The following is a 21,499-nucleotide window of genomic DNA, read 5'->3' as shown; positions in this document are numbered from 1 at the left end:
GAAACATGACGAACGTATTAGGAGTTATCAATTTGATCAACGAAAAGCCGATTTTAAAGGAGCTAACGAAACACCGCTGCCTTGCTTCCGTTCCGTTCGGCGCCAGATACCGCTTCATTGATTTTGCGCTTTCCAATCTCATTCATGCTGAAATTACCCAGGTTGCCGTTTTTACGAAAGACAACGGCAGATCGATCATAGACCATATTGGTTCAGGAAAGGAATGGGATTTGGACCGGTACGACGGCGGGCTGTTTATTCTGCCGCCGGTTGCCGATAATGCAAAATTGAAGGGGGATATCCAGGGCTTTTATGATCATCGCGAATTCTTTGAACGCGCCTCGGCAGACCTTGTCATCATCTCGCCGGGAAGCAACGTCAGCAAACTCGATATTTGCGAGCTGGTCGCATTCCATGAGAAAAGCCAGGCAGATATCACGGTTGTATACAGGAAATATGACGGGGAGCCGATCCAAAAACCGAACTATCATCAAGTGGTGGTAGATAAAGAGGACAACGTGCGGGACATCGAATTGTTTACCACTCCGCAAAAGGGCGACTTCGTCTGCCTGGAAACCTATGTGCTGTCAAAACTGTTGCTGATGGATCTCATCCAAACCTGTTCTGAAAACGGAGAATATGACTTTTTGCGGGATGCGATCAAAGCGAATGTCCATAAATTTAAAGTTAAGGGGTATCACCACCGCGGCAATATGATCTTTATCCACTCCATGGACAGTTACCACGCGGCAAACATGGCCATGCTCGACCCGGATACGATCCGCGCTTTCTTTTACAGCGACTGGGAAATTCTGACCAAGATCAAACATGAGCCGCCGGCAAAATACGGACAAACAGCGGACGTAAAAAATTCATTTATTGCAAACGGCTGTTTAATTGAAGGGACAGTGGAAAACAGTATTATTTTCCGCGGCGTGAAAATCAAAAAAGGGGCAGTCGTGAAAAACAGCATCATCATGCAAAAAACAGAAGTGGAAGAAGATGCGGTATTGGAAAATGTCATCGCAGACAAGCAGGTGGTCGTTACCCAGCATAAGGTGGTTGTCGGGACTCCGTCGCATCCAAAAGTATTATGCAAAAAAGAGATCATTTGATGGAGGGGACAAGATGAACGTATTATTCGCTGCTTCAGAATGCGCGCCATTTATTAAAACAGGGGGGCTGGGCGATGTTATCCAGGCATTGCCCAAAGCTTTGAAAAAAGCGGGGATCCATCCGGCAGTCATCCTGCCGAAATATGAAGATTTAAAACCCGAAGTAAAAGCGCGCCTCTCCTTTATGGGAAGCCTGACCGTGCCGGTTGGGTGGCGGAAGCAGTATTGCGGGATTGAAACATTGGAGGAAGGGGGGATCCGCTATTATTTTTTGGACAACGAGTATTATTTTAAACGGCACGGGAGTTACGGCTATTTCGATGATGGCGAACGGTTCTCCTTTTTTTCGCGTGCAGTGCTTGAATCTCTTCCTTATTTGAACGAGAAACCGGATGTCATCCATTGCCATGACTGGCAAACCGGGCCGATTCCCGTGCTGTTAAAAGCGCATTTTTCCAGCCATCCTTTCTACCAGGGCATCAAAACGATGTTTACGATTCATAATTTGCGCTACCAGGGCGTATTTCCAAAAAGTGTTCTGTCTGATCTTCTCGATTTAAGCGAATTGTATTTCCATGTGGATGGCCTTGAGTTTTATGGGAATGTCAGCTACTTAAAGGCGGGGATTGCTTATGCAGATGCCATTACAACCGTCAGCCCGACATACGCCCGGGAAATCCAGACGCCGTATTACGGGGAAAATCTTGACGGCTTTTTGCGGATGAAAAGCAACCGTTTCGAAGGCATTGTCAACGGGATTGATACGGATGCTTATAATCCCAAAACAGACGACGCGCTGTTTTTTACATATGAGGACTATCCGGGAAAATTAAAGAATAAAAAAGCCTTGCAGGAAGCTTTCCATTTGCAGCCGGATTCCGGCATTCCCGTTATATCGATGGTGACAAGGCTGGTGGAACAAAAAGGCATCGATCTGGTGCTACATGTAATACATGAGATGTTAAGTTTAAATGTCCAGTTTGTCCTTCTTGGCACAGGCGAGCATCAGTACGAGGAAGCATTCCGGCATCTTGAAAACCAGTATCCGGGCCGGGTATCCGTACATATTTATTTCGATGAAGCCCTTTCACATAAAATTTATGCGGGCAGTGACTTATTTTTAATGCCATCCAAATTTGAACCGTGCGGCATCGGGCAACTGATCGCCATGCGGTATGGCACATTGCCGCTTGTGCGTGAAACCGGCGGGCTGAAAGATACCGTAAAGCCATACAATGAATTCACAGGCGAAGGCAACGGTTTTTCGTTCGCAAACTATAACGCGCACGATATGCTTTACACAGTTGAAAGGGCCGTTTGGTTTTTCCGCTACCAGCCGAAAACATGGCAGTCGTTGTCTGAACGGGTGATGGGGCTTGATTTCAGCTGGGAGAATTCTGCAAAAGCATATATCCGGCTGTATGAAGGGATATGGCCGTAAAGAATAGGGAGCACTTATACAGAGTGGAAAAAGGCGCCTGCTTCGTACCGGCGCCTTTTTACTGATGCCCACGTTTGTTTCGCCGGCTGATGGCTTTTAAAATCGATAACTTGTCTTGGAGCGTTAACATATTCCAACTTCCGACTTTGATTTTCACTTTTCCCACCCCCCCGCATAAGGATTGGCGAACATCAATTATACTTGTATAATACCGCTTTTTTCTTCAATACAAACGCCAAATATTTATACAAAAATTGCGTATTTCTTGCCGCATTTTTTCTTTAACATTAGAATAAGAACAGAATATCCCTTTAAAGCTGATGGCTTTTAGGTGAATTTGTCTAAACATGGAGGCTTTTGTCATGAAGATAGGTTGGATTGGTTTAGGGCATATGGGATCTCCGATGGCCTGCCGCCTTTTAGATGCGCATTTCGATTTGTTTGTGTATAATCGCACAATTAAGAAAACGGAAAAACTGGCTGAAGCCGGCGCCGCCGTTTGCAAAACGCCGAAAGAAATCGCTGAAAATGCGGACGTCGCTGCGGTTTATAAAGCATTAAAACACCTGAACTTTTAAATGCAATGGAGGAGAAACCGGGGATGAAATTTGTTTCTTGGAATGTGAACGGGCTCCGCGCCTGTGTAAAAAAAGGGTTTCTTGCATTTTTTGCAGAAACCGGCGCCGACATTTTTTGCGTGCAGGAGACGAAACTGCAGGAAGGCCAGATCGCCCTTGATTTGGACGGCTATTATCAATATTGGAACTATGCCGAGCGGAAAGGGTATTCGGGCACGGCCGTTTTTACAAAAAAAGAACCGCTTTCCGTGCGCTACGGCGTCGGGGAAAATCGGACAGAACCGGAAGGCCGGATTTTGACACTCGAATATGAAGATTTTTATTTGGTCAATGTTTATACGCCGAATTCCCAGCGCGATCTTGCCCGCCTCGGTTACCGCCTCGAATGGGAAAACCGGATGCGGGCCTATTTAACGGATCTTGATAAAAAGAAGCCGGTCATTGTATGCGGCGATATGAACGTTGCCCATCAGGAAATTGATTTAAAAAATGCAAAAAGCAACATCGGCAATTCAGGGTTTACAGCGGAAGAGCGCGATAAAATGACCGGGCTGCTGAACAGCGGATTTATTGATTCGTTCCGATATTTTTATCCTGAGCGGGAAGGCGCATATACATGGTGGTCTTATATGAATAAAGTAAGGGAAAGGAATATCGGCTGGCGGATTGACTATTTTCTCGTATCCAAAAGACTTGCCGGCCGTTTAAAAGGTGCCGGCATGTATCCGGAAATAATGGGCAGTGACCACTGTCCGGTATTTTTAGAAACCAATTTTTAATTGGCAGGATCCGTTTCTGCCGATTGCCCTTTTGTGCTGTGCGCCGAAACTTAAAGCCCGGTACTCTTTCGGATTTAACAAACATCAAGCATCCGGTTTTTTCCGCCCGGGTGCTTGATTTATTTCAGGCACAGGTGGGGTTCTCTTTTGGTGTTTTGCAGCATAAGATAAAAAGCGGAACTTGTGCGCAATTTGCAAATCCAGGGAGGCTTAAAATGGCAGTCGTAAGGGCATCAAGTGCAGACATCGATTTACTGGCACGGCTTTTAAGGGCGGAAGCAGAAGGGGAGGGGCAGCTTGGCATGCTGCTTGTCGGCAATGTAGGCATAAACCGGATCAGGGCGAATTGTTCGGATTTTATCGGGATCCGGACCATTCCGCAAATGGTTTATCAGCCGCATGCTTTTGAAGCAGTGATACACGGGTATTTTTACCAGCGGGCACGGGAAAGCGAACGGCGGTTGGCCAGACGTGTGATTAACGGCGAAAGGCATTGGCCTGCCAAATACAGTTTATGGTATTTCAGGCCGCAAGGGGACTGCCCGCCCACATGGTATGACCAGCCGTTCGTTGCCCGGTATAAATTGCATTGTTTTTACGAACCGACAGCTGAAACATGCGAAAATGTATACACCACTTTTTAATTTGCGATCCTTTTTTCATTTGGCAAAAAGCAGGATATGACAGCGCCGATCATGGGCAAGAAAGATAAAATGGTAAATACTGTAGCAACCCCGAACATATCGGAAACGCCGCCCATGAAAACGGAACCGATTCCGCCGGCGCCGACCCCGAAACCAATTGACAGGCCGGAAGCAAGCGCGATATTTTTGGGCAACAGCTTTTGCATATAGATGACGCCGACAGAAAAGCTTGAAAGGACGCTGAAACCGAAACAGAGCAGATCGAGTACGGCCAGCCAGCCGCTTAAATGCGGCAACACAAGCGCAAAAGGCGTGGCAAGGAACATGGACACGACAAGCAGCCGTTTCATGCCGGCCCGGTCTGAAATAATGCCGCCAAAAAGCGTGCCCAGTGCCCCGGCGCCGACAAAGACAAAGTTCAACAGTTCGCTTGTTTCCAAACTTGCATGTTTCATGTAAAACGGAAGAAAAATAACAACCCCGACCTGGCACCAGGAACGCAAAATAATGACCAGAACAAGCAGGATGACGCCGGGAATATGGTTTTTTCCGGCGATTTCTTTTTTCCGGCGCTGGATATTTTGCACTTTGCTGTTCATCCAGCCAAGCAGGGGGGCTGTTAAAATAAGGGATAAAAGAGCAACCGGCAGCAGCCAGATCAGGCCGTGTATGCCGGTATGCACCAAAAAGAGCGGGATCATAAGCGGCCCGAAAGCCTGCCCGGCATTTCCGCCAACCTGGAATATTGCCTGTGCCAATCCTTTTTTATACCCGGACGCAAAATGGGTGCCGCGTGATGCTTCCGGATGAAAGACGCCCGACCCGAATCCGGAAAGCGCAATAAAAACCAAAAGCCATGGGAGAGATGGCGCAATGGCGGTTAGGCTCAGGCCGGCAATCGATAAGAAGACACCGAGCGAAAAAAGCCAGACCCGCGGTTTCCGGTCCGTCAGCATGCCAAAAACCGGCTGTGTTACCGATGAAGTAAAATAAGAAACCAGTACAATTAAAGTGGATTGCGTATAATTCAAATGGAGCGCATGCTTGTACATGACAACAAGGGCAGGAACCATGCCGGTTGTCACCAGGTCATTTAAAAAATGCGCACCGCTGAACGTAAACAGCGCACGGCGAAAAAAAGGGTTTTCTGCCTCTAACGGCGCTGATGTAAATGATTGACTTCCCATACATACTCCCACTTTCTCGTAATTTCTTTCAAACCGCCCCGGACAGGGACAAAGACAGACGGATCAAAAACGAGAGCTGTATGAATATTGTAACATAATTTTCCACAAAAATGACAAAATGAACCTTTTGTGTAAAGTCTATTTGCATAGCGTTTTGGATTGCCACTTTTTTCGTGCGGGCAGAGATGAAATGAACAAGAATACTCCGGTTCAAAAGGGCCTCCCCCTTTTGAACCGGAAAGGGGGGAGAAGGGGTGTACGGAAATTTTTCCAACACTTCAAGAGCAGCAAGTTTGAGCATCCAAGAAAGTTATTTGAAAGAAGCATAGCCGTCATCAAGCATGACAACGCTTCCGTTAATAGCATCTGCTTCTTCAAGCGTTAACAGATAAACCGCATTTGCGATCGTTTCCGGGCGGATCAGTTTTTTGCGCATTTGCTGTTCTGTCATTTTTTGCGTCATTCCGGCATCTTTATAAGCTTGTATAATCGGGGTATCCACACAACCCGGCGCAATGCCGACGACGCGAATGCCGTATTGTGCCAGTTCGAGCGCGGCATTTTGCGTCATCATCCGGACAGCGCCTTTTGCAGCCTGATATGGGAAAGTACCGAAATTTGCCAAATAACCGAATACGGAAGCCGTGTTGATAATGACGCCTTTTACATCCAGCTCGCGCATTTTTCTGCCTGCAGCAATGATCCCGTATGCCACGCCGTGCTGATTGATATCAATGACACGCAAGTAATCTTCTATTTTCATACTCAGGATATGCCCGAGCGTTCCGATTCCGGCGTTGTTGAACATCACGTCAATCGTCCCGTATATTTCAACTGCCTGATTGACAAGTGATTCGACTTCTTCAAATTTGGAAACATCCGTCTTGGCAAAAACAGCATCTCCGCCTTCTTGTTTGATCAATTCCACCGTTTCAAGCCCTTTTTCTTCATCAATATCGGCAACCACAACGGAATCGCCTTTACGTGCAAAAGTTAAACTTGTTTCCCGGCCAATCCCGCTGCCGGCCCCTGTAATCACTGCAACTCTGCCTGACATGATGCATGCCTCCTGATGGATATATTCATAGAAAAAGTAAGCGTTTACTTTTCTTTACAATTTTTAGTGTATCACCGCAAGAAAAGGTTTACAATAAAAGGAAAGAACAGTTCGAAAAATTGACTTACCTCAATAGACAGTTTTAAAACCATCAAAAAAGTATAAACGTTTGCAGTTACTTTGAAGAAAAAGCAGGCGTAAAATCAAACCGATGCGGAATGCTCATTAAAGCACAAAAACAGGGAAATCAGCCAGAAGAAAAATTTTAAAGCAAAAAGAGTGTGCTGGTATTGTAAGTAAAAGAATAAGCCAAAATTTAGGGCGATTCAATGAAAGAATGTGAAAAAATGTAGATGAAAATGCAATAACGCTGAGTGATGGAATAAACCCGGAACGATCAATGACCGCGACCGCATACGGATAAACCGAAATCCCGTCCTGATGAGATGAAAAGATGCAATAAAGGATTGTATTTCACAAAAAATCGTTTTTGTCTCAATGTTTAAAGTAATCTTCTTTTTTGAGATAAAATTTCATTTTACTCCTCAACTAGTTATAATATATATTATGTTAACTAACTTATTTTTTTCGTATGGGGCTTTATCCCCCTCTTATGTTAACAAATGCCGAATAGTGATGAGAGGTTCACTATCCGGCATTCATCTAATTAAAACATTCTACCTCGATACAATCCTCAACATAAATCCATTCACATCATTCTCCAGCTCTTCAAAAACAATATCTGCATGGATGGCTTCAAAAAAATGGTTGAAAACGAAACGGCTGCATCCGATTGTTTTGGCAATAGGATTTCCTGTTTTTTTGTTGGGCATATGCGGAATTTGTAGGCTTTGTTGATCAGCACGGTTTCCACCTCTTTCAGGAGGTAGAAGCGGCCAACAGTTCCTTTGGCTTGAAGAATGACGGCCATTCCCCCTCCCTTCTCTTGGCCGTCCTTCTCTGAAAAACGGTTCCCCCAACCAATCAGAACGAATGAAATCACAGTGCAATTCATATGTTTAGAAAAACGGGTTAAGGGGGGGTTCAGATGAAAACCGTACATTACTATGAAAATCAGCAACATATACTGAGCCAGCTGGTGAACAGGGTTCCAGTTTGCGGCCAGGATATCAGAATCAAAGGCAGAAATGGAAAAATAAAAGATATATTGGAAATCACAGAAAACGTTTATCGTGTGCAAGTTCAGTTCGAACCGGCTGCCAAAAAGCGGACCATTACAGTTGACAACAAAAAGAAAAGGCGCTGATGCAAAAAACTTTTCATGCAGAAGGAAGGTTCTTTTTTATCCTAACACTTTTTCAAATTTTCTTAGCTTCTCGTCCGGGCCGAAAACAATGACAATATCATTTGCCAATAATGGCTCAAAAGGTTCAGGATTGTTGATAATTTTCTCGCCCCGTTTTAACGCCAGAACCGTCACCCCGTACATTTCACGGATCCGAGAATGTTTCAGGGACCGGCCGGATAACGGTGATTGCCCGCCGACAATGATTTCTTCAACACTGTAAAAGGCGTCCTCATTTTGCAGTACATTTTCAACCAGTTCAACGCTGACCGGACGGAGCACTGACACGCAATACGATGGCCGCCAATGCTTGCCGTATTAATCACTTTATCGGCGCCCGCACTGTATAGTTTTCTCTCTGACTCGTGTTTTTCCGCGCGCGTAACGATCCATATATCCGGGTTCATTCCTTTTACCGTCAGCGTAATAAATACATTGTCCGAATCTTTTGGGAGCGCCAGCACAAGGCAGTCAGCCCGTTTGATGCCGGCAGAAATCAGGACATCGTCATCTGTTGCATCCTCGGTAATATATAATAAATTTGAAGTGTTTTCCAGTTCCTGACTGTTTTTTTCAATGACGACGAGGGGCTTCCCTTCTTTTTCCAGCTGGCTGATCACTTGTTTTCCGACCCTGCTGTATCCGCATACAATGATATGTGGATGGAGCCTATTGATTTTTGCATTCATCTTTCTCCTTTTCACCTCGCTCGTAAATTTCCCTTCAATTAAAGCGGCAGCAAATTGTGCCAGTATGTATGTAACCAGCCCGATCGCGATTGGGATAAGAATAAGCGTGAAAATTTTTCCTGTAAACGTAACCGGATACATATCCCGTACCCAATTGTTAAGATGGACACAACTGTCAGCCAAAGCGCATTAAAAAAAGACAGGTGCTCCGTCCACTCGTAACCGGCAGTGCCGATGATGATCATCAAAATAAACATCAAACCGGCAATGAGAATTTTACGGATATTCATCCTTGTTCCTCCCGTTTGGATTTCCCTATTATTGTACACGATGTATCCATAAGCACGCAGTAAAATCATTTTTTGCTGAAGGATGGGGATGCCCTCATTTTTGTTCTTTTCAGCGTTGTGGAGACAATGAAAAAGCCGCCTCGTCCATTGTTGGCCGGGCAGCTTTTTTGCTATTTTTAAAGATCGTTGAAATCACTTTATTGTAACGCATTATGCTGTCCGCGACGTAAGTGCCCGGGCGGAGACGATGCTCAACACCCTTCTTTTCTTCATGCCCTTTTACACCTTTCAGGTCAAGCCCGAATATACGATTTTCCGGTTTTTACCGATGCCATTGTATGCTGGATCGATTTTGCCGATTCGTGCAGCCAGGATGTTTCCTGTTCGTCGAGTTCAATTTCAAGCTGTTGTTCGATCCCGCCCCGGCCGATGACACTTGGTATGCTTAAAGCGACATCACCGTTATATCCGTACTGACCGTGCAAAGTGGCGGAAACCGGATAAATGCTTTTTTCATCCAGCATTACTGCTTTTGCCAATGTGACTGCAGCCTCAGCGACACCGGCATTGGTCCATCCTTTCCCATTCAGGACATCAAAAGCGGTTTTCACCACCTTTTGTCTGAACGTTTCTCTGTCCAACGGTTCTTTTCCTTTAAACACGCTATCCAGTTCTTTTTCGCGGAATCCCTGTACATTTAAACGGCTGAAAACCGGAAATGCGGTAAACCCATGCTCGCCCATCATATACCCCGTTACACTTTTCGGATCAATGCCGTAATTTTCGGCAACAATCTGGCGGAGGCGGGCCGAGTCAAGCATGGTGCCTGTTCCGAATATCCGCCCTTTCGGATAGCCAAATTCATTTTCAGCAATATAGACAATCGTATCAAGCGGATTTGTAATAAAAATGATGACAGCTTCTTTTGTATATTTCGTAATCCCTGCCATGACTTCCCGAACCACGGCGGCATTCGTCCTGGCAAGCCCTGACCGGTCCGGCATTTCGTCTTTTTCCGATGGAATTACGCTTGGCCCTGCTGCACAAATAATGACGTCCGCATCGGCGCATTCCGAGTAATCCCCTGCTTTCACGCTTGTGTTTGGCATATATGTAAGTGCTGTGGCATGCCTCCAATCGAGCGCTTCCCCGAATGCGACCCCTTCCTTTTTATCCAGTACAGCAATTTCCGAAAAAAGGCCCAGTTTCATCGCATTTGCAAGCACATACGAACCGACATGCCCGACGCCTGCAACCACCAATTTCGTCTTTCTCACTGTTGTCTCCCCTCCTTGTTTTCTTTATTTTAACATTTAAAATCATACTATTGAAGAGAAAATTTCGTAAACCGGAAATACTGCATAAAAAAAGCTGCCCGGTCCGCAGTACGGTAGGCAGCTTAAGATGCATGATTATTTTTTAAAAATGGTTGAAATCACTTTATCGTAACTCATCGTGCTGTCCACGACATAAGTGCCCGGGCGGAGATGGTTCTCAATGCCCTTCTTTTCGACGTCTTTACTGAATTTAAATGCATCATCCACGATATTTGCTTTCTCAAGCAATCTGCCGACATCAATGCTGGTCATCCCATCCGTTACCTGGAATACAACCCGGTTGACGGTTTTGGTATTTGCAGATTTTTCGGCGGATGACTTCGCATCGGCCAGATCTTTGTCATATGCAGCCTTGGTTTGAACGACATATCCTGCTTGCTCCAGTTTGTCCTTCATCTGGCTGTTGGAGAGCTTTGCAGTTTCAGCCGTATTGGTTTTTTTCGCCGTATTGTCCGCTGCTTTGCCTGTTCCGGAAAAATAAACGGCGCCTGTTACAGCCGTGGCGAGCAAAATCCCTGCGGCAAAGCTGCTCAATTTATTCATTCCCACCGGCAACCTTGCTCCTTTCGTTTTTCGCCGCCATAAACGGGGCCAAGATTTCCTCAATTTCGGCTTGCGTCACTTGTTTTTTTCCTGCAATGCTTTCAATAGAGTAGTTGCGTTTATATAAATCCAGCACTTCAAGCCTGAACTGTTTATCAAAGGCAGAAAGCTGGATACCGGCTTCTTTTTCAAGAATTTCCATTTCCAGTTCAAGCGTCTGGATGCCGTCTTTCAGATGATTGATTTCATCCATAAGTGCCAAATGCACCGTTTCCAATTCCTGCTGTTCCTCTTTCGCAAGGTTCCGCGTTTTAAAGATGGAAATGATCAGCAACACAACGGATACCGCAAATAAAATTGCTAATGTCCAGACCATCAAATATGTATCCCTCCTTCAAAAACTCTTCTTCCTGTTCTCTATTATTATACATGTCCGGCCCTTTATTTTCGATAAAAAACAAGAATTTATGACAAAAGTTACATTGAAAAACACCAACCGGGCCGGCGGTTGGTGCAGTGTTGTTTAATAATACGGCGCCATCATCAAGTAAACGATAACGCCGGTGAGGCTGACATAAAGCCAGATTGGCATCGCCCAGCGGACAATTTTTTTATGCTTTTTCACCTGCATCGTCCATCCCCACACAAGCGCGAACAAGGCAAGCGGAACAATGATGGCCGCGAGAAAACTGTGGGTAATGAGGATAAAGAAATAGATGGCCCGGATTGCCCCTTCCCCGCCGTATCTTGCCGTTTCAGGCGAAAGATAATGGAACGTCAAGTAAGAAAGCAAAAACAAAAACGTTGACGCGAAAGCAGCCAGAACAAATCCTCTGTGCACATTGATATTTTTCCGTTTAATGGCAATGAGCGCGCAGACCAGAAAAATAAACGTAAAGCTGTTAAAAACGGCGTTCAGCCTCGGCAAAATATAAATATCAAATCCTACTTTTCCCTTGTAACCGATGTTCGTAAAAAAGAGCAGTAAAATGATGATATTTACTATAAGGGAAACGGTGATAATCAGCGCCGTAAAATTCTTATCACTTTTCGGTTGGTAAGATGGACTGTTCCCTTTATTCATGTTTTCAAGCACCCCGTCATTTTTATATTCTGTAACCATATGCTTCCATGATAGCATGAAGATTGGCAGACAAACAACAATAGCGAAGTTTTTTTCACATTCATTTTTATTTGTGGTAGAGTAAAAGTGAAAAATCATACATACTGGAGCGAAATGATGGGACACTATGAAGCACTTTTTTTAGATGTGGACGGAACGATTTTGACACCGGAAGATACGATCCAGCCTTCAACAAAGCAGGCTGTGGCCAAGGCAAAAAGGTACGGAATGGAAGTCTTTCTGGCAACCGGGAGGCCGCTTCATGAAATTTCGTGGCTGATGGACGAACTGGATATTCAATCCGCAATCGGCTATAATGGCACGCTTGCTGTTTATAAAGGAAAAAACCTTTTTAAAACGGTAATGGATCCAAAAATTGTGGACAAATTTATTGCCATTGCTGAAAAGCACGGCCATGAAGTCGTTTTGTATACGGACCGGCAAAACTTTATCACTTCTTTTGATGTGCCTGAAGTGGAAAGTTTTATAAAAAAAATCCACCTTCGCCAAAACGCCCCTTTTACACCGGAAGCACATGATCAAATATTGGGCATTACGCTTGTAAATGTCCGGGGAAACGGCGCGGCATTGTATGCGGATTTGGCCGGCCTGCATTTATCCCAGGTCAACATTGACGGATTCAGGCATTGTTACGACGTCATTCTTGATAAAGTGAATAAAGGAATGGCTGTAGCCAAAACTCTTGATATCCTTGGCATTCCAAAAGAAAAAGCCGTTGCGTTCGGGGACGGCATGAACGATAAAGAAATGCTGCAGGTGGTCGGCGAAAGTTTTGCGATGGCAAACAGCAACCCCGGACTGTTTGCTTATGCAAAACACCGGACGACAAGCGTTACCGAATCCGGCATTTACCATGGTTTGGAAATGCTCGGGGTGATCGATCAAGTATAAGGGGCGTCCGTTTTAACAGTGAATTAAAAAAGCCGGAACACCCGGCTTTTTTTTATGAAAAATTATCCCGGAGCGCTTTTTGCAAAAGCTGCTCGCACCGTTCCAAATCAGCCTTGACAAGTTTTTTGTACGCTTTTGCTTTTTCCATGTCTTTAATTTTGTATACAACAACCTCTTTTCTTTTTGCTCCGTCCGGTTTTACTTTTATTTTGGTTAAAATTTGCTCCTCATCTTCCAGTTCATGAAGCGCCCGGTAGATTTCGGAATGCTGCGGCTCGAAACCGAGCGGCTTAAATTCTTTTTTCAGTTCATCCAAAAGCTGCAGCCCGTACCAGCGCCCGTTTTCAATATTGGTGATCATATAAAGTTTCAAAAAGGCGCGCTGTTTGATTAAAAAGCCGGTACTCTCCCTTTGCCGCTTTTCCGCCATGCTGCTCACCCCTTTTTCTTTCATTATAGTAAAATGTGCCGGCAGCACACAAAAAATAACGCTCGAACGTATGTTATTTTAATTGCAGGTTTTTTGTTTTATTGTGTTTTTAGCACACTGTGTATTTTGATTTGTCCCAAAACACTTTCATTTTCTATAAAATGGAAATGCGTTTTATATCCATCCGCGTATCCGGCTATTTTTTTACAGCTGGCAATAGAATGGTGAACATTTAAACAATTGGTTGAAATGAAAAATTTATTTATCTTTTAGCACATAGTGTTATTAAAACAAATTACGCAAAAAAATACCGGCGAATTGCCAGCATTCCGCTTTTCCCAAACGGCATGGGCGCCTTTTCTCAAAATGGGGATTTTTTGCTGCCGTACTGTTTGCCTTATACCCCGGAGATTTGTTTTCGCAAAACGTGTTTTAAAACTTTTCCGCTCGCATTTCGTGGAAGTGCTTGTAAAAATTCCATTTCGGCCGGCCATTTATATTTTGCAAGTTTCCCCGAACAATGGGCGAGCACTTTTTCTTCTGTCAGTGTTTCGCCTTTTTTCACGACAATATAGGCTTTTGGCACTTCCCCGTATATTTCATGCGGAATGCCGACCACTGCCGCTTCCAAAATTTCCGGCATTTCATATAGCACTTCCTCCACTTCCACCGGATAAACATTTTCTCCCCCGCGGATTAACATATCTTTTTTACGGTCAACTAAATAGAGAAAACCGGCTTCATCGAAACGGCCCAAATCCCCGCTGTAAAGCCAGCCGTTTTGCAATACCCTCCGCGTTTCTTCTTCATTTTTCAAATATCCTTTCATGACTTGCGGCCCTTTAACAATGATTTCGCCTACTTCCCCGGCGGGAACAGGTGAACCGCCCGCATCTACCACTTGAATTTCCGTTTGCGGCAATGCTTTGCCAACCGAACCGGCCTTTTCCAAAGCAAAACGGTCAATTAATGTTGAAGCGGCCGGTGCATTTTCGGTCTGCCCGTATAAATTTTGCACTTTTACTTTCGGAAAACGCGTTTTTAACTGGCGCACACGTTCATACGGCATCGGAGACGCGCCATAACAGAACAATCGCAAATAAGAAAGGTCAACTTGAGCCATTTTCGGCGTATTGAGAAGGATACTGTACATTGCCGGCACCCCGAAGAAAACAGTAACTTTTTCTTTTTCCATTGTTTCAAGCGTTTTCTCAGGGGAAAATTGTTCTTCTATGATCATGGTGCCGCCACGGTAGATGGATGGAATGCTAAAGACATGGCATGCCGCGCAATGGAATAACGGAGTTACAATATGCACGCGGTCTTCCCTGTTTAAATCCATTGCCTCAGACCAGATTTGCGCCGCTGCCCGGACATTTGCGGCAGACAGCATGACGCCTTTTGGCCTGCCGGTTGTGCCGGATGTATAAAAAACGACAGCAGTATCATCTGCCTCTATTTGGGGAGTCATAAAAGCATCAGTATTTTCTCCGGCAACAGCCCGGAATATGTCTTCCCCGCCAACCACCAGGCGGTATTGGAACTGATGGAACTCGCGCGGAATTTCATGCAGTATATGAAGCAAGCGGGAATCATAGATGAGGGCTTTTGCTTCTGAGTGCTGAAAAATATACTGCACTTCGGGCGGCGCCAATTTTGTATTGACAGGCATGGCTGTAAAACCACCCAGTTGGCAGGCATAATAGGCAATGAGCAGCGCATCGGAATTATGGAGAAAAAGGGCAATCATGTCCCCTTTGTTGTATCCCTTTTTTTGGAAAAAAGCGGCGACATTTACCGACTGCCAGTAAAATTGGGCATAAGTCGTTTTCTTTCCCCGGTAAGACGTGATGATATGGTCCGGTTGATGAATGGCATGCCATTTAAGCTGTTGCCCTACAAACATTTTTACTCCTCCTGTTCGAAAAACCCGGTTTTTCCGTTTGCCGCAGTAAAGCGCCGGCTGCGGCGGTCCTTTCCTGCCTGCAGCCGGAGACAACATGTTTTTAATCCAATCGCTCAATAATCGTCGCGTTTGCCATCCCATAACCTTCGCACATGGTTTGCAAGCCGTAACGATCGTTTGTTCGTTCCAGTTCGTGCACCATCGTTGTCATAAGCCGCGCCCCGCTTGCGCCAAGCGGATGGCCAAGCGCAATCGCACCGCCGTTCGGGTTCAGTTTTTCCGGACTGGCGCCGGTTTCTAAAAGCCAGGCAAGCGGTACGGAAGCAAATGCCTCGTTCACTTCAAATACATCTATATCATCAATCGAAAGGCCCGCCTGGTGCAGCACTTTTTCCGTAGCCGGGATCACCCCCGTCAGCATCAGTGTCGGATCGGACCCGACAACGGCCCGGGCGAGAATACGGAATCGCGGCTTCAGGCCGAGTGACTCTGCTTTTGTGCGGGACATGATTAAAACGGCAGCTGCCCCGTCGCTAATCTGGCTCGCATTGCCTGCCGTGATACGCCCGTCTTCCTGAAAAGCCGGTTTCAGCGCGGCCAATTTTTGAACCGATGTATCTGCACGCGGGCCTTCGTCTTTCACAACCGATACGGCTATGCCATCCGGCTGTTCCGCTTCAACCGGCATGATCTCCCTGTCAAAACGCCCTTCTTTTTGCGCTTGCAATGCACGCCTATGGCTTTCCAACGCATAATGGTCCATCTTTTCACGGCTGATGCCCCACTTTTCCGCAATCAAATCCGCGGACAGCCCTTGATGGATCATGTTGTATTTTGCTGTGAGTACCTTGCTAAATTGTACGCCGCTCCTGTTGGACCCGATCGGAACGCGTGACATGCTCTCAACCCCGCCTGCAATCACCACATCCATATCGCCGGAAAGAACCGCCTGGGCTGCAAAATGCACCGCCTGCTGGCTGGATCCGCACTGGCGGTCAATAGTAACACCGGGCACTTCAATCGGAAATCCGGCGATCAGCGCTGCCTGCCGCGCAATATCAGACGCCTGTTCCCCGACCTGGGAAACGCAGCCCATGATCACATCTTCCACCAAATCCGGGGATATCCCCGTTCGTTTAACCACTTCCTGCAAAACTTTCGCCGCCAGTTCTTCCGCCCGGATCCCGCTTAATAATCCGTTCCGCTTTCCAACGGGTGTCCGAACCGCCTCTACAATGACCGCTTCCCGCATCCGAATTCCCCTCACCATAAAAATTTTCCACTCCGCTTACACCCTGCGTTTTCCAAACCTGCGATTCCGTTTGTAAACCCGCATTTGCACGGGCCTTTTTGAAAAATGGTGCCCGGCCCGGACGAATGCTTTGAAAATCTTATTTATCGGCACGTTAAGCAAACGTCCAATCCGCCGGGCACGTGCGGTTTCAGATATGTTTCCCGCATCTGCCTACCGGCGGATTTTTCCAGCGCCAGCTCACACCCATTACTTCGGCTGCATCCGGATCGCACCGTCAAGGCGGATCGTTTCCCCGTTCAGCATCGGGTTCAGGACAATGCTTTGGACAAGCTGCGCATACTCCGCCGGCCGTCCGAGACGGGGAGGAAACGGCGTCATTTTGCCAAGCGCATCCCTTGCTTTTTCCGGCAAAGAAGCAAAAAGCGGCGTTTCAAATACACCCGGTGCAATCGTGACAACACGGATGCCAAGCCCGGCAAGATCCCTGGCAACCGGAAGTGTCATCCCGACAATGCCGCCTTTTGACGCGCTGTACGCCGCCTGCCCGATCTGCCCTTCAAAAGCGGCAACCGAGGCTGTATTGATGATCAGCCCTCTTTCCCCTTCCTCGTTCGGGCTGTTCTGTGCCATTTTTTCAGCGGCAAGCCGGATCACATTAAAAGTGCCAATCAGGTTCACCTCAATCACTTTCCGGAAAGAGGCAAGATCATGGGCGCCGCTTTTGCCGTATGTTTTTTTCGCCGCTCCGATGCCGGCACAATTCACCAGAATGTTAACGCTTTCAATTTGTTCCAGGGCATATTGGACACTTTTCTCGTCGGTTACATCCGTTTGGAAAAAGCGGACACGGCCTTTTAGTTCCTGCTCCAATTTTGCCCCTTTTTTCTGCTGAAGGTCAAAAACAACCGCCTCTGCGCCGCTTTCCACCAATTTTCTCACCGTTGCTTCCCCGAGTCCTGATGCCCCGCCGGTTACAATGGCTGTGCTGTTTTCCAGATTCATTTGGCCAAACCCCTCTCCCGTGAAAATCCGTTCATATCTAAAATTCTAAATGTTTGTATTTTCGCTGTCAACCGAAAAAAACCGCTCAAAAGCGGTTTTAATGTTCCAGCAAAAAGTTGACGGGAACGCTCATTTTTTTATCCGGATGGTCAAGGGTATGCACCGTTGCCGTTTCTTCCTGCCGGTCAACGTGCTCGATGTAAATCCTTTCCCCGTTCAAGGTGACCGTCACCATTTCCGGCACGTTCATAATTTCCTGCGCACGTCTTGCATCCATATCAAAACCTCCGTTTCTTTTTATAATTAAAGTATGGATAGGGGGGTATGAAACTATACCGGCATTTAAACATCCGCCTCTTCCTGTGCTAAAATAAAACAAAGAACAGAAACGGAGATGATGGGGATGAAGTCTTTTAAAATCGTGCTTGGCGATATTACAAAAGCCAAAACGGACGCCATCGTGAATGCGGCGAATACAACACTGCTTGGCGGCGGCGGAGTGGACGGGGCCATCCACAAGGCAGCAGGGCCCGGGCTCCTGGAGGAATGCCGGAAATTGAACGGATGCCCGACCGGCGAAGCAAAGATAACGAAAGGATACCGGCTCCCGGCAAAATACGTCATTCATACGCCCGGCCCCGTCTGGCAGGGAGGCGGCCATCATGAAGCCGAATTATTGGAAAACAGTTACCAAAACAGCCTGCGCCTCGCTGAATCGAAAGGGCTGCGGACGGTTGCCTTTCCTTCCATCAGCACCGGCGTTTACCATTACCCGGTGGATGCGGCTGCCCGGATCGCTGTCCGCACCATTTGCACATTCCTTGAAACTTCCGGCTCCGTCCAGGAAGTTTGGATGGTTTGCTTTGACGAACGGACAAAACAAGCGTATGAAAAAGCAGCAACAGAATGGGAAAGGATTTCACATAATGGCGAAAAATCCGGCAAAACTGTGGCGATCCTGGTGAATTGAGTCAATCAATTGCTTTTGCCAGCATGCCAGCTTTTTTTGCCCGGGCCGGCACGTGCCGGAAAAGCGGAAAAGAAGACATTTTCACAGGTGTTTCGCAGCTGCCGCCGTTTGTATGAAATCATTTTGCCCTCCTTTCGCTTCTTTTGCTTCCATCACGAAGCGTTATATGCCAACAAAACGTCCTGCAGCCGCAAAGCCAGCCCCATATCCCCTTTCAGCCGGAGTTTGCCGGTTAAAAAAGCCGTCGTGCCGTTCATTTTGCCTTGCACCAGTTTTTTAAAGTCAGCGGATGACAGAGAGAGCGTACAATTCGGATCCTCCGCTTCCCCCGCCCCGGCGTAACTGCCTTCCGGGCGCATAACGACATGGTAAGCCCCTTCTTCTTCCCCGCTTAAGTTAAACTGGTATACCGCGTTCATTCCTTGTGACCGGGAAGGATCTTTCTTCAAGGCAGCATCAATGGTTTGAAAAATTTCGTCAACGGTTTCCATGCGGTTCCTCCTTTTTGTAAAGATAGCTTTCACAACTGATTATATATTCCGAACCTTCCAAGGCCAATTCCTATATATGTAGGGAAAACGTCAGCCCGGTTTGCCGCTTGCCCTATATTTATCGCCCGCCTAAAGCCTTGCCGATACGCAAATCCGCGCATCCGGTTTCGGTTTGCCTGCTGCACGCCTGTTCCTTCGTCGCAAAAAAATCATCTGCTTCTTAAACTGAAGCAGATGCGGGCATATCAGGGTAAAAAATATAAAATTTTACCATTCTCCAGCCGGCTCGAAATTTTCCCGGCGGATTCCAGATAAAGGCATCTTGTAATCGTTGCCATAAACGGCGCAAAAAATTGCTTTAATGCGACATCGCCGTATGTATCCCGGCAGATTTGCGCCGCTGTTTTCTCCCCTTCCTGAAGCGACATGGTCATTTGCTTGAGCCTGTGCTCATGGCGCATCCGGATGCTTTCCGCCCGCGCCTTTACATCGCCGATCAGCCCGCCGTGCCCCGGAAGCGCCACTTTGGCAGGGAGGTCTTTAATCCGGTCGAGCGAATCAAAATAATCCCCAAGCGGGTTTTTGTCGTTTTCAGACCAGGCGGCAACAATGGGGGACAAGTCTTTTAACACATGGTCTCCGAGCACCAGTATTTGCTCTTTGCGATTGTAAAAACAAAAATGGTCCGGCGCATGGCCCGGCGTCCGGATCGCTTCGTAAGGATCATCCCCGAGCAGGACCTGTTCGCCATTTTTAAAAAGCCCGTCCGGTTCAAAATCATATTTCGGGATCTCCCGAGCAAAATTCCGTTTCGGCAAAGCCGGCCCGCCATGTTTTTGCAAAACCGCTTCGTATTTATCATGTGAAGCGGCAAAACGGGCCTTTGTTTCCTGCATGGCCTGAAAGCTTGCATCGGACATGAAAACAGGCACGCTGTATTTTTCTTTCAGCCATTTCGCAAGCCCGAGATGGTCGGGATGCGAATGTGTCAGCACAATTTTTTCAATGGGAAAAACCGATGCCAGCACTTTTTTCCATGTTTCCTTCGCCGTTTCATGGCAGTCCCCTGTGTCCACAATGGTGTACCCTTTTTCCCCTTTAAAAAGATAGCAATTGACCTCCCGCATGCCAAACGGAAAACGGACGACCAGTTTCCACACATTTTCCGCCACTTTCGTGAAGTCGCACGAATCCTTTTTTTCTGTAAAACTTGCCAAATCCATCCCCTCCTTCTATAAGGATAACTTTTCGGAGGGGCGGGGGCAAATTTTTTCACTTTTTTAATCATACGTATAATGCCGCCAATAAGGCAGATGACGCAAAAAGTGCCTGCTTTTTTGGGTTGGCCTCAGCTGTCCCGCAAAATCACCTGTTCGATCGGTTCTTTTGCAAATTCAATGCCGTTTTCGCGGAACAGCCGGACGATCACATGGCGCATTTCATTTTCAATCCCATCTTTCTGGCTGCCCGGCAAAAGCGGGATCTCTACAAGAAAATCAAAGCTATGGTTCCGCAGCCGGATCAGCTTTACAGATGCAGTCGTATCCGGCGCCTGACTGTGATCTGCTTCTTTCACTGTTTCAAAAGCCTGGTGCAGCAGCTTTTCCACCTTTTTTGTATCCATTCCGGAACTGACGCTGACCTGGATAGAGGCAGAGGGCTTTTCCGTCGTCCGGTTTTTAATGACCTGTTCAATAAAATATTGATTCGGGACAATCAGCGTGCCGCTTTTATCGAGCCGGACCGTCGTGGCACGGAGATTGATTTTTTCCACTCTGCCGGTTTCCTCATTGATTTCAACCGTTTCCCCGATTTCAATCGGGCGTTCAAATAAAATGATGATCCCGGATACGAAGTTTGAAGCGATGTTGCGCATGCCGAAGCCGAGCCCGATCCCGATTACGCCTAAAACCGCCCCGAGCGCGGACAGGTCAAGGCCGACCGTTGTAAAGCTGATACAAAGTGCAGCAATCATGACAGTATAATAAATGAGGCGGTTAAATGTATACCCGAGCCCGCGGTCAACGTGGTAATGGTCATAAACGGTTGAAAGCACATATTTTGTCAGAAGCTTCACAAGCCGGTGCGCGAGTGTGACAATCATTAAAGCGACAATCAGCAAAAACGGCGTGACATCAAGCCCGCCTTTGGAATAAAGCGGGTAAAACAACCACCTGTTATTGGAGAAATCAAACAGGAAAATCATCAGCACACCGTATAAACAAGCCCAGTTTGTAATCGAATAAACCGCCGGCACTACCGTTTTTTGCAGCCGGCGGTTCCTTTTGGCTGCAACCAATACCGTCCACTTCAGCAGCTTGCCGGCAACAAGCAGCACTGCCGTACCCAGCGCAAAACGAAAAAGATGAATGTCCGAGAATGCTTTCCATACTGTATCCAACAACATAACCACCCGGTTCCAAGATGATATTTTTTCTATACCC

General features: G+C 46.7%; 26 protein-coding genes. 8 read left to right on the top strand and 18 right to left on the bottom strand.

The window, feature by feature from the left end; translation table 11 throughout:
* Positions 1-5 precede the first annotated feature (5 nt).
* The 5 genes from glgD (at position 6) to NSQ19_RS07035 (ending at position 4,557) form a co-directional block, all read left to right on the top strand.
* Positions 6-1,115: a glucose-1-phosphate adenylyltransferase subunit GlgD gene (gene glgD / locus NSQ19_RS07055; protein WP_340702628.1), complete on the top strand. Its 1,110-nt coding sequence runs from the start codon at positions 6-8 to the stop codon at positions 1,113-1,115.
* Positions 1,116-1,128: 13 nt separating this feature from the next.
* On the top strand, positions 1,129-2,556 hold the full coding sequence (gene glgA, locus NSQ19_RS07050) for a glycogen synthase GlgA (protein WP_340702627.1): 1,428 nt from the start codon (positions 1,129-1,131) through the stop codon (positions 2,554-2,556).
* Between the two features lie 362 nt (positions 2,557-2,918).
* The gene (locus NSQ19_RS07045) at positions 2,919-3,134 is read left to right on the top strand and encodes an NAD(P)-binding domain-containing protein (RefSeq protein WP_019721326.1); all 216 of its coding nucleotides are present in this window, start codon (positions 2,919-2,921) and stop codon (positions 3,132-3,134) included.
* A 23-nt stretch (positions 3,135-3,157) separates the two neighbouring features.
* The gene (locus tag NSQ19_RS07040; protein ID WP_019721325.1) at positions 3,158-3,913 is read left to right on the top strand and encodes an exodeoxyribonuclease III; all 756 of its coding nucleotides are present in this window, start codon (positions 3,158-3,160) and stop codon (positions 3,911-3,913) included.
* A gap of 215 nt (positions 3,914-4,128) precedes the next feature.
* Positions 4,129-4,557, top strand: a complete 429-nt coding sequence (locus NSQ19_RS07035) for a cell wall hydrolase (RefSeq protein ID WP_237349297.1) — start codon at positions 4,129-4,131, stop codon at positions 4,555-4,557.
* On the opposite strand, the gene NSQ19_RS07030 is transcribed toward NSQ19_RS07035, so the two are convergent.
* The 3 genes from NSQ19_RS07030 to NSQ19_RS15765 all read right to left on the bottom strand — a co-directional run bounded on the left by NSQ19_RS07030 (position 4,554) and on the right by NSQ19_RS15765 (position 7,634).
* A complete protein-coding gene (locus NSQ19_RS07030; RefSeq protein WP_340702626.1) occupies positions 4,554-5,744 on the bottom strand; it encodes an MFS transporter in 1,191 nt (396 codons plus the stop codon). The two genes, NSQ19_RS07035 and NSQ19_RS07030, sit on opposite strands and share 4 nt — an antisense overlap.
* A 310-nt stretch (positions 5,745-6,054) precedes the next feature.
* Positions 6,055-6,801 carry an SDR family NAD(P)-dependent oxidoreductase gene (locus NSQ19_RS07025; RefSeq protein WP_029143041.1) on the bottom strand — a complete coding sequence of 249 codons (747 nt, stop codon included), beginning with the start codon at positions 6,799-6,801 and terminating at the stop codon, positions 6,055-6,057.
* A 677-nt stretch (positions 6,802-7,478) separates the two neighbouring features.
* Positions 7,479-7,634, bottom strand: coding sequence for a helix-turn-helix domain-containing protein (locus tag NSQ19_RS15765; RefSeq protein ID WP_445684488.1), 156 nt, complete (start codon positions 7,632-7,634; stop codon positions 7,479-7,481).
* A gap of 215 nt (positions 7,635-7,849) precedes the next feature.
* Between NSQ19_RS15765 and NSQ19_RS07015 the strand changes: the two genes are divergently transcribed.
* Positions 7,850-8,068 carry a hypothetical protein gene (locus tag NSQ19_RS07015; protein ID WP_019721319.1) on the top strand — a complete coding sequence of 73 codons (219 nt, stop codon included), beginning with the start codon at positions 7,850-7,852 and terminating at the stop codon, positions 8,066-8,068.
* A gap of 36 nt (positions 8,069-8,104) precedes the next feature.
* On the opposite strand, the gene NSQ19_RS07010 is transcribed toward NSQ19_RS07015, so the two are convergent.
* The 7 genes from NSQ19_RS07010 to NSQ19_RS06980 form a co-directional block, all read right to left on the bottom strand.
* Entirely contained in the window at positions 8,105-8,389 is a 285-nt protein-coding gene (locus tag NSQ19_RS07010) for a cation:proton antiporter regulatory subunit (RefSeq protein ID WP_340703175.1), read from the bottom strand.
* On the bottom strand, positions 8,272-8,796 hold the full coding sequence (locus NSQ19_RS07005) for a potassium channel family protein (RefSeq protein ID WP_340702624.1): 525 nt from the start codon (positions 8,794-8,796) through the stop codon (positions 8,272-8,274). Before NSQ19_RS07005 ends, NSQ19_RS07010 begins: the two co-directional genes overlap by 118 nt.
* A 38-nt stretch (positions 8,797-8,834) precedes the next feature.
* Complete coding sequence (locus NSQ19_RS07000) at positions 8,835-9,086, bottom strand: ion channel (RefSeq protein ID WP_340702623.1); 252 nt, start codon at positions 9,084-9,086, stop codon at positions 8,835-8,837.
* 293 nt (positions 9,087-9,379) lie between these two features.
* A complete protein-coding gene (locus tag NSQ19_RS06995; RefSeq protein WP_029143048.1) occupies positions 9,380-10,363 on the bottom strand; it encodes an L-lactate dehydrogenase in 984 nt (327 codons plus the stop codon).
* A 135-nt stretch (positions 10,364-10,498) separates the two neighbouring features.
* Complete coding sequence (locus NSQ19_RS06990) at positions 10,499-10,966, bottom strand: aminodeoxychorismate lyase (RefSeq protein ID WP_017550395.1); 468 nt, start codon at positions 10,964-10,966, stop codon at positions 10,499-10,501.
* On the bottom strand, positions 10,959-11,342 hold the full coding sequence (locus NSQ19_RS06985; protein ID WP_340702622.1) for a hypothetical protein: 384 nt from the start codon (positions 11,340-11,342) through the stop codon (positions 10,959-10,961). The genes NSQ19_RS06990 and NSQ19_RS06985 overlap by 8 nt, the downstream gene beginning before the upstream one ends.
* Before the next feature lie 147 nt (positions 11,343-11,489).
* Entirely contained in the window at positions 11,490-12,050 is a 561-nt protein-coding gene (locus NSQ19_RS06980) for a DUF420 domain-containing protein (RefSeq protein ID WP_340703174.1), read from the bottom strand.
* A gap of 156 nt (positions 12,051-12,206) precedes the next feature.
* On the opposite strand from NSQ19_RS06980, the gene NSQ19_RS06975 reads away from it, so the two are divergent.
* Positions 12,207-13,001 (top strand): HAD family hydrolase, encoded by a 795-nt coding sequence (locus tag NSQ19_RS06975; RefSeq protein ID WP_340703173.1) that lies wholly within the window; start codon positions 12,207-12,209, stop codon positions 12,999-13,001.
* 52 nt (positions 13,002-13,053) lie between these two features.
* On the opposite strand, the gene NSQ19_RS06970 is transcribed toward NSQ19_RS06975, so the two are convergent.
* The 5 genes from NSQ19_RS06970 to NSQ19_RS06950 all read right to left on the bottom strand — a co-directional run bounded on the left by NSQ19_RS06970 (position 13,054) and on the right by NSQ19_RS06950 (position 17,871).
* Positions 13,054-13,431, bottom strand: coding sequence for a helix-turn-helix transcriptional regulator (locus NSQ19_RS06970; protein WP_017550391.1), 378 nt, complete (start codon positions 13,429-13,431; stop codon positions 13,054-13,056).
* A 397-nt stretch (positions 13,432-13,828) separates the two neighbouring features.
* Positions 13,829-15,337, bottom strand: a complete 1,509-nt coding sequence (locus tag NSQ19_RS06965) for a class I adenylate-forming enzyme family protein (RefSeq protein WP_340702621.1) — start codon at positions 15,335-15,337, stop codon at positions 13,829-13,831.
* 100 nt (positions 15,338-15,437) lie between these two features.
* Positions 15,438-16,589 (bottom strand): thiolase family protein, encoded by a 1,152-nt coding sequence (locus NSQ19_RS06960; RefSeq protein WP_029142634.1) that lies wholly within the window; start codon positions 16,587-16,589, stop codon positions 15,438-15,440.
* Positions 16,590-16,838: 249 nt separating this feature from the next.
* The gene (locus NSQ19_RS06955) at positions 16,839-17,594 is read right to left on the bottom strand and encodes a 3-hydroxyacyl-CoA dehydrogenase (protein ID WP_013859368.1); all 756 of its coding nucleotides are present in this window, start codon (positions 17,592-17,594) and stop codon (positions 16,839-16,841) included.
* A 97-nt stretch (positions 17,595-17,691) separates the two neighbouring features.
* Positions 17,692-17,871: an H-type small acid-soluble spore protein gene (locus tag NSQ19_RS06950; protein ID WP_013859367.1), complete on the bottom strand. Its 180-nt coding sequence runs from the start codon at positions 17,869-17,871 to the stop codon at positions 17,692-17,694.
* A gap of 126 nt (positions 17,872-17,997) precedes the next feature.
* Here NSQ19_RS06950 and NSQ19_RS06945 point away from each other — a divergent pair, with 126 nt between their 5' ends.
* Positions 17,998-18,564 (top strand): O-acetyl-ADP-ribose deacetylase, encoded by a 567-nt coding sequence (locus tag NSQ19_RS06945; protein ID WP_029142635.1) that lies wholly within the window; start codon positions 17,998-18,000, stop codon positions 18,562-18,564.
* A gap of 152 nt (positions 18,565-18,716) precedes the next feature.
* On the opposite strand, the gene NSQ19_RS06940 is transcribed toward NSQ19_RS06945, so the two are convergent.
* The 3 genes from NSQ19_RS06940 to NSQ19_RS06930 form a co-directional block, all read right to left on the bottom strand.
* A complete protein-coding gene (locus tag NSQ19_RS06940; protein WP_013859365.1) occupies positions 18,717-19,055 on the bottom strand; it encodes an SCP2 sterol-binding domain-containing protein in 339 nt (112 codons plus the stop codon).
* 245 nt (positions 19,056-19,300) lie between these two features.
* Positions 19,301-20,278 carry an MBL fold metallo-hydrolase gene (locus tag NSQ19_RS06935; protein ID WP_340702620.1) on the bottom strand — a complete coding sequence of 326 codons (978 nt, stop codon included), beginning with the start codon at positions 20,276-20,278 and terminating at the stop codon, positions 19,301-19,303.
* A 125-nt stretch (positions 20,279-20,403) separates the two neighbouring features.
* Entirely contained in the window at positions 20,404-21,459 is a 1,056-nt protein-coding gene (locus NSQ19_RS06930; protein ID WP_340702619.1) for a mechanosensitive ion channel family protein, read from the bottom strand.
* Positions 21,460-21,499 lie beyond the last annotated feature (40 nt).

Origin of the sequence: Weizmannia sp. FSL W8-1119 (assembly GCF_038008605.1) — a bacterium.
GTDB lineage: Bacteria > Bacillota > Bacilli > Bacillales > Bacillaceae_C > Weizmannia > Weizmannia coagulans.
This window is presented reverse-complemented; position numbering and strand designations above follow the sequence as displayed.